The 9651-nt window shown below is 73.8% G+C and carries 6 protein-coding genes; 4 read left to right on the forward strand and 2 right to left on the reverse strand.

Features of this window, described 5'->3' with window-relative positions; genetic code table 11:
- The first annotated feature begins 246 nt into the window (after positions 1–246).
- The gene (locus tag ABZ862_RS34100) at positions 247–2334 is read left to right on the forward strand and encodes an asparagine synthase-related protein (protein ID WP_360966968.1); all 2088 of its coding nucleotides are present in this window, start codon (positions 247–249) and stop codon (positions 2332–2334) included.
- Between the two features lie 99 nt (positions 2335–2433).
- Here the strand turns inward: ABZ862_RS34100 and ABZ862_RS34105 are convergent, their stop codons facing one another.
- Complete coding sequence (locus tag ABZ862_RS34105; RefSeq protein WP_360966971.1) at positions 2434–3216, reverse strand: helix-turn-helix domain-containing protein; 783 nt, start codon at positions 3214–3216, stop codon at positions 2434–2436.
- Positions 3217–3609: 393 nt separating this feature from the next.
- On the opposite strand from ABZ862_RS34105, the gene ABZ862_RS34110 reads away from it, so the two are divergent.
- Complete coding sequence (locus tag ABZ862_RS34110) at positions 3610–5016, forward strand: NAD(P)/FAD-dependent oxidoreductase (RefSeq protein WP_360966974.1); 1407 nt, start codon at positions 3610–3612, stop codon at positions 5014–5016.
- A gap of 130 nt (positions 5017–5146) precedes the next feature.
- The gene (locus ABZ862_RS34115; protein ID WP_360966977.1) at positions 5147–6976 is read left to right on the forward strand and encodes a SpoIIE family protein phosphatase; all 1830 of its coding nucleotides are present in this window, start codon (positions 5147–5149) and stop codon (positions 6974–6976) included.
- A gap of 130 nt (positions 6977–7106) precedes the next feature.
- Here ABZ862_RS34115 and ABZ862_RS34120 read toward each other — a convergent pair whose 3' ends face one another.
- Positions 7107–8381 (reverse strand): MFS transporter, encoded by a 1275-nt coding sequence (locus tag ABZ862_RS34120; RefSeq protein WP_360966980.1) that lies wholly within the window; start codon positions 8379–8381, stop codon positions 7107–7109.
- Between the two features lie 231 nt (positions 8382–8612).
- Here ABZ862_RS34120 and ABZ862_RS34125 point away from each other — a divergent pair, with 231 nt between their 5' ends.
- A complete protein-coding gene (locus tag ABZ862_RS34125) occupies positions 8613–9173 on the forward strand; it encodes a MarR family transcriptional regulator (protein ID WP_360966983.1) in 561 nt (186 codons plus the stop codon).
- Positions 9174–9651 lie beyond the last annotated feature (478 nt).

Below are 9651 nucleotides of genomic sequence, written 5' to 3' on the forward strand. Positions count from 1 at the left end.
TCGGGGCGCACAGCGGGGGCGCATTCGAGTCGTCATGACCTTGCTGGGCAGCATAGTTGACGGTCCGGCAGACCCCGTGCCCCGCTCCGGCGGACGAGCCGCCCGCACCGGCGCGGGAGATCCCGAGCGGCTCCGCCGCCCCTCCGGCGCGCCTCCTTCATGGCAGCATGGTCCCCAGTTCGTACGTGGCGTTCGCACATGACGTTCGTACGTGGCACTGGTGGTCCACGGCCTGTGGAGGCGTCGATGCGGTGGTTGGTGGGATGGAGCAGCACCACCCCTGGCACCGCCGAGATCGGTGCCGCGGGGGCCACCGGGTTCGACGGCGAGACCGTCCAGCCGGTCGGCGCGCAGCTCCTGTGGGGCGACCCGGACCCGCTGTGGGCGGTGGGCGACTGGCGGCCCGACGAGGTGCGCGTGGTGAGCATCGACCCGCAGACCCGGATCGCCGTCCTCGGCACCTGCGGCGCCACCGACGACCAGCTGCGGCTCGGCCTGGTCACCACGCGCGGGGGCGCGCTGCGGCATCTGACGGCCTGGCCGGGCAGCTACACGGCGGTCGTCCAGGTGGGCCGCCGGCTCACCGTCTGCGGCGACCTCGCGGGCGCCCGGCCGGTGTTCCACACCCCGTGGGAGGGCGGCACCGCCTACGCCACGGCGGCGCTGCCGCTCGCCGACCTCGTCGAGGCCAACCTCGACTTCGGCCACCTGGCCGCCCTCCTGGCCGCCCCCGACGTACCGGCCGCCCTGCACGACTCCACACCCTACGAAGGCGTACGGCGCGTACCGCCCGGGCACGCGCTGGTGCTGCGCGCCGGGGCGCGCGAGATCGCCGGGTACGAGCCGGTCGCCTCCCTCGCGGTGGCGGCGGCGCCCGCAGATCCGGACAGTGCGGTCGCCGCGGTGCGCGACGCACTGGTCGAAGCGGTACGCACCCGTCTCGCCGCCCCCAGACATGTACCCGGTGCCGGTCTCGACCCCGGGCCCGTGCCCGGCATGGGGCCGGGGGAGCGGCGCGCCGGGCGCGGGACGCCCGTGCCGGGCATCGGCGCCGACCTGTCCGGCGGCCCCGCCTCCGGCACCCTCGCCCTGCTCGCCGCCGGGCTGCCCGGCAGGCCCGGCACCGTGCTCGGCCACGGCACGGGCGCGGGCGAGCGCCTGCTGGCGGTCACCTACAACGACCTGGCCGTCGGCGGACGCGAGGCCGAGGTGCAGCGGGCCGGCACCCTCGCCGCCAACCCGCGGCTGCACCACGTGGTGGTGGCGGGCGGCGAGGAGTTCCTGCCGTACGCCGACCTCGACGGCCCTCTGACCGACGAACCCGGCCCTTCCCTGGTCGCCGCCGCCCGGCACCGCGCCCGCCTCGCCTCCGGCAGCGCCGACCACTTCACCGGCTACGGTGCCCGCCAGGTCCTCGACGCCCACCCCGCCCGGCTCGCCGACCTCCTGCTGGACCGCAAACGGCGCCATCTGGTGCGGCCCGTCGCCGCGCTCGCCAAGGCCGACGGCTCCGTGCTGGTCTCCGCGCGCGTGTACGGCGCGGCACGCCGGCTCGCCCGCACGCCGTACAGCACCGGCGTCGACCACCTCGCCGACCGGCTCCTGCGCCGCCGCTTCGACGAACCCGGCGGCGCCGTCGGCGCGTCGCTCGCCGCGCTCACCTGGGCCAGACCCGGACCGGCCGCCCGCTGGCTCACGGGGGAGGCACTCGCTGAAGTATCGGTTCGTCTGCAAGGTTCGGCGCACCGCGCCGGCGGCATCGGCCCGGGGCAGCGGCCCGGTGACCACCGCGCACGGGCCGCCCTGGCCCGCCACGCGGCCGACCTCCGCATCCTGGAACAGGCCGCCGAGATCCGCTTCCAGCGCCTGCACGCGCCGTTCCTCGACAACCAGGTCGTCCGCGCCTGCCGGGCCCTCCCGGAGGCCCTGCGGGTCCAGCCGGGCGCCCGGGCGGCCATCCTGCGCACGGTCCTGGAGGGCGCCGGGGTCGCCGAACTGCCCCCCGGCTGGGGCGCCCCCTCGCACGCCTCGTCGTCCGCCGCCGCCCGCGCGGGCCTGCGCGTGGCCGCGGAACCCGTGCTGTCGCTCTTCGACACGCCGCTCCTCGCGGAGGCGGGCCTGGTCGAGGCCCGTGTGGTCCGCAAGGCCCTGCGCGGCGCGGCCCAGGGCGAACCGCTCCCCCTGGACGGCCTGGCCGACCTGGTCTCCCTCGAACTGTGGCTACGGCGCCTGCTGGCCCGCCGGGGCACCTGCTGGACCGGCACCCCGGCCCGCGCCCGCGCGGTCCCGTCAGGAATAGCACCCCGCCGCGGAGCCCTGGCCTCGGGCGCCTGAACCCCCGGGCCTCCGCCCCACCGGCCGACCGAAGCCGGACCCCGCCCACCCCGAACCCCGTCGGGGTGAACGCCGTGCGGCGGCGGCCCGGCATCAGGTTCAGACGGGGCGGGACCGCAGCCCCTCGAGCAGGATGTCCAGCAGCCGGGCCGACGCCGCCGCCTGCTGCGCCGCGTCCGGCAGGGAGGGCGCCGCCGTGGCTATCACCAGCAGCACGTCCGCCACCGACACGTCCGCGCGCAGCTGGCCCGCCGTCCGCGCCCGTTCCACCAGCCGTCCGACGACGTCGAGCAGCGCCGCCGCCCCCGTGCCGTCCTCCGCGGTCCGCGCGTCCTCCGCGACCAGCCGCAGGTCACGGTCACCGGTGGACGACTGGGTCCGCTGCTGCGGCACCCGCAGTTCGTCCTGCGGCGGGCCGGCCTCGTCACCGGCACCGACCCGCAGCACCTGCGGCGGCAGCAGCCGCCCCGCGCCCGACGCCACCGACGTGCGCAGGAAACGCGACAGCGCCGACCACGGCTCGTCCTCCTGGCCGAGCGCGGCCCGCGCCTGCTCGGTCAGCCGCGACGTCTCCTCCTCGGCTATCCGCCGTACCAGCACGTCCTTGCTCGGAAACCGCCGGTACACCGTGCCGACACCGACCCGGGCACGCCGTGCCACGTCCTCCATCGGAGCGCCGTACCCCAGCTCGCCGAACACCTCGCGTGCCGCCCGCAGCACATGCTCCAGATTGCGCTGTGCGTCCACCCGCAGCGGCGCCGTACGGCCGCCGTCCCCGCGCCCGCCGCCCGCCGCGGCGGCCGCGCCCAGCATCCCGCCGCCGGCCGCGACCGCGGACGCGGACAGGGACGAGGATGGCCAATGAGAGTCCTGAATGTGCATGAGTGTTCCCCCGGTCGATGAAACGACGTCTCCCCCCGGAGACCTTCCCCGCCTTTTCGAAGATCCGGAGTGCCCGGAACACGCCTCGGCCGTGTCCGGGGGCCGCCCGTCGCGGGCCCGTTCGACCCCGTCCCCCGCACCCCGTCGACACACGAACATAGTTGAGAGGGAGTCAATTCAGAAGGGGCAGGTTCCGCACGGAGCGCCCCCCGATCGGACCACGGGTCGTATACGCCCGTAATGCGTGCCCGCACGCCCCCTTGTCCGGACCATCTGACCTGCGTGCCTGCCCCGCGGGCCGACGAAGAGGCCGACCCCGCGCGCTCCTCGGCGCCGGTCACATGAATTGCCGGGCCTGTGGACAAACCGCGGCGCCGGGTGCGTCATGGGACGGTGAAGGAACGTGCGCGCATTCTCGTCGTCGGCGGCGGCTACGTCGGCATGTACACGGCCCTGCGCCTCCAGCGGAAGCTGAGGCGCGAGATCGGCAGCGGGGCCGTCGGCATCACCGTCGTCAGTCCCGAGTCCTACATGACCTACCAGCCGTTCCTGCCCGAGGCGGCCGCCGGTTCGATCTCCCCCCGCCATGTCGTCGTACCGCTGCGCCGCGTCCTGGACCGCTGCCGGGTCGTCACCGGCGAGATCACGTCCGTCGACCACACCAAGCGCACCGCGGCCCTCACCACCCTCGCCACCCAGGAGGAGGGCACCGGCGCCGGACGCCTCTCCTACGACGAACTCGTCCTGGCCCCCGGCTCGGTGTCCCGTACGCTCCCCGTCCCCGGGCTCGCCGACCACGGCATCGGCTTCAAGACCCTCGAGGAGGCCATCGGGCTGCGCAACCACGTCATCGAGCAGCTCGACATCGCCTCCTCCACCCGCGACCCCGCGGTCCGCTCCGCCGCCCTCACCTTCGTCTTCGTCGGCGGCGGCTACGCCGGTGTCGAGGCCCTCGCCGAACTCGAGGACATGGCCCGCTACACCACGCGCTACTACCGGAACGTCCAGCCCGAGGACATGCGGTGGATCCTCGTCGAGGCGTCCGACCGCATCCTCCCCGAGGTCGGCGCCGCGCTGGGCCGCTACACCCTGGCCGAACTGCGCCGCCGCAACATCCAGGTCCTGCTGGACACCCGTCTGGAGTCCTGCGCCGGCCGCGTCGCCGTCCTCAGCGACGGCAGGCGCCTGCCCACCCGCACCCTCGTCTGGACCGCAGGCGTCCGCCCCCACCCCCTCCTGGCCGCCACCGACCTCCCGCTCACCCCGCGCGGCCGCCTCGCCTGCACCGCGCAGCTCACCGTCGAGGGCACTCCGCACGCCTGGGCCGCCGGAGACGCCGCCGCGGTCCCCGACGTCACCGCCGCGCAGCCCGGCGCGCTGACCGCCGCCAACGCCCAGCACGCCGTGCGCCAGGCCAGGGTGCTCGCCGACAACATCGTGCACAGCCTGCGCGGCGAGCCCCTCCGGACCTACGCCTACCGCAACGCGGGCGCCGTCGCCTCACTGGGACTGCGCAAGGGTGTCGCACAGATCTACGGCCGCAGGCTGAAGGGCTACCCCGCCTGGTTCATGCACCGCGCGTACCACCTCAGCAGGGTGCCCACCGCCAACCGCAAAGCCCGTGTGCTGGCCGAGTGGACCCTGGCCGGGCTCTTCAAACGGGAGATCGTCTCCCTCGGTTCGCTGGAACATCCCCGCGCGGAGTTCGAACTGGCCGCGGGTGGAAAGCCTTCTCGGCAGGACACCCCGCACCGCGACGGCGAGGACACCCCGGAGGACAACCCGAACGGGTCGTCCTGACCGGACCCAGGAACTCCACGGCCCGCCCCGGCGTCTGACGGATGTCGCCGCGTCGGCCACCCTGCCACACTGCTCACGAACCCGGACGAGTTCCCCGCTCGCCCTCTGCACCCACGAGGCATCTTCCCAAGTGAACTTCACGCGCTGGAGCGCCCGGCTCCCCGGAACGCAGCGCCGCGCCGCAGCGCGGACCGACCACGCGGTCACCCCGGACCGGCGGGGCGAGGGCGCCGTGCCCGCGGCCCGCGCCGGACAGCCGGCCGACGGCATCGACAGGCCCGACGGCATCGACGGCAACGACAGGACGGACGGCGCCGACAGGCCCGACGGCACGGGCAGGCCCGACAGCACCCCCGCCGTCGACGGCCTGCCCGCCCGCGACGTGCTCGACCGCGTCCCGGCCCTCGTCGCCCTGGTCCACGGCACCGACCACCGCATCGCCTACGTCAACGACGCCTACACCGCCGCCTTCGGCGCCCGCCCGCTCGGCGAACCGGCCCGCGACGCCCTCCCCGAACTCGACCAGCTCGGCCTCCTCCCCCTCCTGGACCAGGTCCTGCGCAGCGGAAAACCCCGCACCCTCAAGTCCCGCAGGGCCCCCGACGGCCGCTCCTACACCTTCACCTGCACCCCGGCGGGCGAGAACGGCCTCGGGACCACCGGCAGGACGACGGGCAGAAGCACCGCCAAGGCCGCGGACAAGACCGCCGGCAGAGCCATCGGCAGGACCGGCCGTGACGACGCCGGCCGGGACGGGGACGCCGGCGTCCTGGTCTTCGCCACCGACGTCACGGACCACGCCGATGCCGCCGAACGCCTGCGCGCCAGCGAACGCCGCCAGCGCGAGACCGCGGTCACCCTCCAGCGCTCCCTCCTTCCGCAGGAACTCGAACAGCCCGACGACCTGCGCGTCGCCGCCACCTACCAGCCCGGCGGCACCGAGGCGGCCGTCGGCGGCGACTGGTACGACGTCATCACCCTCGGCGGCGGCCGCACCGCCCTGGTGATCGGCGACGTCATGGGCCGCGGCGTGCGCGCGGCGGCCGTCATGGGCCAGCTGCGCACCGCCGTCCGCGCCTACGCCCGTCTCGACCTGCCCCCGCACGAAGTCCTCCAGCTCCTCGACGGCCTGGCCGCCGAGATCGACCCCAACCAGATCGCCACCTGCGTCTACGCCGTCCACGATCCCAACGAGGGCCGCCTGGTGTACGCGTCCGCCGGCCATCTGCCCATCCTCGTCCGCGACGAGCACGGCACCGTGCTGCGCACCGACGAACCCACCGGACCGCCGCTCGGCACCGGCGGCTGGATCCACACGTCCGGCTCCGTCGAGCTCGGCCCCGGCTCCACGGCCGTCCTGTACACGGACGGCCTGGTCGAACGCCGTGACCAGGACCTCGACGTGGGGATCACCGCCCTGCAAGCGGCCCTCTCCGGCGCCACCGGCACTCCCCAGGTCGTCTGCGACCGCCTGGTCCGCTCCGCCGGAGTCACCGCCGACCACGACGACGACGTCGCCGTCCTCGTCCTCCAGCACCCCGCCCGCACCGGCACCGAGAGCGAACTCTTCCGCAACGCCGCCCTCGACCTCCTCGGCGGCGTCGAAGCGGCCCCCCGCGCCCGGGCCTTCGCCTCCGGCGTCCTCGCCAGCTGGCGCTTCCCCGCCGAACTGCACGACCTCGGCGTCCTCGCGGCCAGCGAACTCGTCGCCAACTCCCTCCAGCACGGCACCCCGCCGATGCGGCTGCGGCTGCGCCGCACCGACCGCCGCCTCATCGTCGAGGTCACCGACGGCGACGACCACCTCCCGCGCCGCCGCCGCGCGGAACCGCACGACGAGTCGGGCCGCGGCATCGCGATCGTCGCGAGCATCGCCACCAGCTGGGGCTGCCGCCACACCCCGGGCGGGGGAAAGGCGGTGTGGTGCGAGTTCGTCCTGCCCCGCCAGGACGAACCCTGACCCTTCCGCCGCACGACGAGGACGGCCGCCATCCGCGGATGACGGCCGCCCGGCTGCACCTGAGGCCTCACTTCTCAGACCGCACTTCTCACGCGTCGACACGCCCACGGGCGGTGCGCCTCTCGGCGCCTCACGCCTCGGCGGCCACCGCCCCCGGATCCACCGCGACGCCCCGCGCGACGACCCGGTTCCGCCCGCGCCACGGCCGGTCCTGTACGGGCGTGAGCCGCCGCCCGAGCCGCAGCGCCAGCACGCTGATCCCCAGCGAGACCAGTACGAACGTCACGATGTAGGGCCCCGGCGCCGCGGCCGCGAGCGGCCCGCCCACCGCCGGACCGAGCGCCAGCGCCAGCTGCTTCACCAGGGCGAACGCCGAGTTGTACGGTCCGGCCAGCCCGGCCGGCGCCAGATCGGCCACCAACGGCGCGACCGTCGGCGACAGCATCGCCTCTCCCAGCCCGAACAGCGCGTACGTCGACACGAACGCGGCCGTGGACACCGCCCGGCCACCGTCCCCGAGCCCCGCGTACCCCGCCACGAGCCACGCCACCGCCCAGATCAGTCCGACCACGGCGATCACCCGGGTCCGGCTGCTGCGCTCCACGACGTTCAGCACGGCGAACTGCGCCACCACGATCATCAGCGTGTTCGCGGCAAGACAGGTGCCCAGGGTGGACGTCGAGATCCCCGCCGCCTCGACGCCGTACGCACTCAGCCCCGACTCGAACTGCCCGTAGCAGGCGAAGAACATCACGAAGCCGAGCACGCCCAGCCGCACCATGGCCCGGTCGCCCAGCAGCACCCGCAGGCCGCTCCCCGGTCCCTGCGCCCCGTCGGCCTGCGCGCCCGCGACCCGCGACACGCCCGGCGTCCGCACCGTCGCCATCACCGCGGTCAGCACCAGGAACATCCCCGCCTCGATCGCGAACAGCAGGGTGAACGACGACACGCGCGAGGGGTCGACGAGATGACCGCCGATGAGACCGCCGATCCCGAGCCCGAGGTTCTGCAGGAAGAACTGCATCGCGAAGGCGCGGGAGCGGGTGTCCGCCGCCGAGCAGTCCACGATCATCGTGGCCAGCGCGGGCTGCATGACCGCCTGCCCGGCCCCGAGCAGCGCCGCGGCCGTCAGCACGGCCGGCGCGTCCGCCGCGAGCCCCAGCCCCATCGCGCCGATCGCGGCCAGGACCAGGGCGGTGAGCAGAACCGTCAGGGGGCCGCGCCGCACGATCGCACGGCCGGCGAACGGCAGCACGATCAGCGCGGCCACGGCGAACACGGCGAGGACGAGCCCCGCCGTCATGGACCCCAGTCCCCGCACCTGCGCCACATAGACGTACAGATAGGGGACGGTGAAGCCGAGCCCGAACGCGCTGAGCGCGTTGCCCACGTGGATCCGGCGCATCGCTGCGCCCCTCGCCCTGGTCACGTTCACCTCTCTCATCTCTCAGGTCTCTCGCCCGCCCCCGGGCTCCCCGACACCACCGGTGCGCGCGGTCGCAAGTCGACGCGCGTAGCGATACGCCGGGAGGGCGCAGAGTACTTAGAGGCAAAGACTTAGAAGGTAAAATTCGAAGCTAAACGGTACACCTCTGAGAACTTCGACGCCAACCGGCCCCGTGCGATACTTCCGCGCATGGGTGACACCCCGGGTAACACAGTCATCGGCGACGAGCCGAGCCTCGAAGACCAGATCGCCGCCTATCAGCGGGAGTTCCGCGGCCTCGACCCGCAGGTCGAGAAGATCGTCTCGGCGCTGTCCCGCCTGAACCGGCGCATGAACGTCGCCTACGGCCGTCAGACCGCCGCCCTCGGCATCAGCAACGCCGAGTGGGAGGTGCTCAAGGCGCTCGTCCTCTCCGGCGCCCCCTACCAGATGGGCCCCAGCGACCTCGCCAAGCGCCTCGGACTGACGCCGGCCGCGATGACCCACCGCATCGACCGGATGGTCACGGAGGGGTACGTCACCCGGGAGAGGGACGAGAGCAACCGCGTCCGGGTGATCGTGGAATTGACTCCCGACGGCCGCGAGAAGTGGCTCGAGGCCATGCGGCTCGCCACGGTCTTCGAGGGAGACCTCCTCCAGGACCTCAACGCCGACGAGCGCACCGCCCTCGGTGAGGTCCTCACCAGGCTGCTGCGCAGGGTGGAGGACGCCCAGCCGGACGCCGGCGGCCGGCTTACCGACCTGGACTGACGGCCCCGAAAAAAACTTGACCCGGGGAGGTTGACACTGCCTCCCCGGCTCCGTAGAGTTCTTCGGGTTGCCGCGGAACCGTAACGGTTCTACGGCGGCACCTCCGCCGCGTGAGCGGCACCAAACCATCAGCACGATCCCCCGGACGGGTTGTTTTCGGCGTGCCCGAATTCAACGCGATTCCGGAACTCGATGGCGCCCGTGAATCGGCCGCAAGGCCCGATTGGGAATCGCCGAGCGGATCCGCTAAGGTTTGAGACGTCGGAACGGCCCAACAGCCGGAAAGACAACCCCCTCTGACGGGGAATCAGACGCCGAAAGGATCTGATAGAGTCGGAAACACCGAAGGGAAGCCCGGAGGAAAGCCCGAGAGGGTGAGTACGAAGGAAGCGTCCGTTCCTTGAGAACTCAACAGCGTGCCAAAAATCAACGCCAGATATGTTGATACCCCGTCTCCGGCCGTTCGGTCGGGGCGAGG

The sequence above is a fragment of the Streptomyces sp. NPDC047000 genome, assembly GCF_040644295.1.
Taxonomy (GTDB): Bacteria; Actinomycetota; Actinomycetes; order Streptomycetales; family Streptomycetaceae; genus Streptomyces.

What these genes read in the sequence shown, in the direction of transcription:
- ABZ862_RS34120 (WP_360966980.1), bottom strand. Translation starts at nt 8,381, where the DNA reads ATGCGCCGGATCCACGTGGGCAACGCGCTCAGCGCGTTCGGGCTCGGC.
- ABZ862_RS34100 (WP_360966968.1), top strand. Translation starts at nt 247, where the DNA reads ATGCGGTGGTTGGTGGGATGGAGCAGCACCACCCCTGGCACCGCCGAG.
- ABZ862_RS34125 (WP_360966983.1), top strand. Translation starts at nt 8,613, where the DNA reads ATGGGTGACACCCCGGGTAACACAGTCATCGGCGACGAGCCGAGCCTC.
- ABZ862_RS34105 (WP_360966971.1), bottom strand. Translation starts at nt 3,216, where the DNA reads ATGCACATTCAGGACTCTCATTGGCCATCCTCGTCCCTGTCCGCGTCC.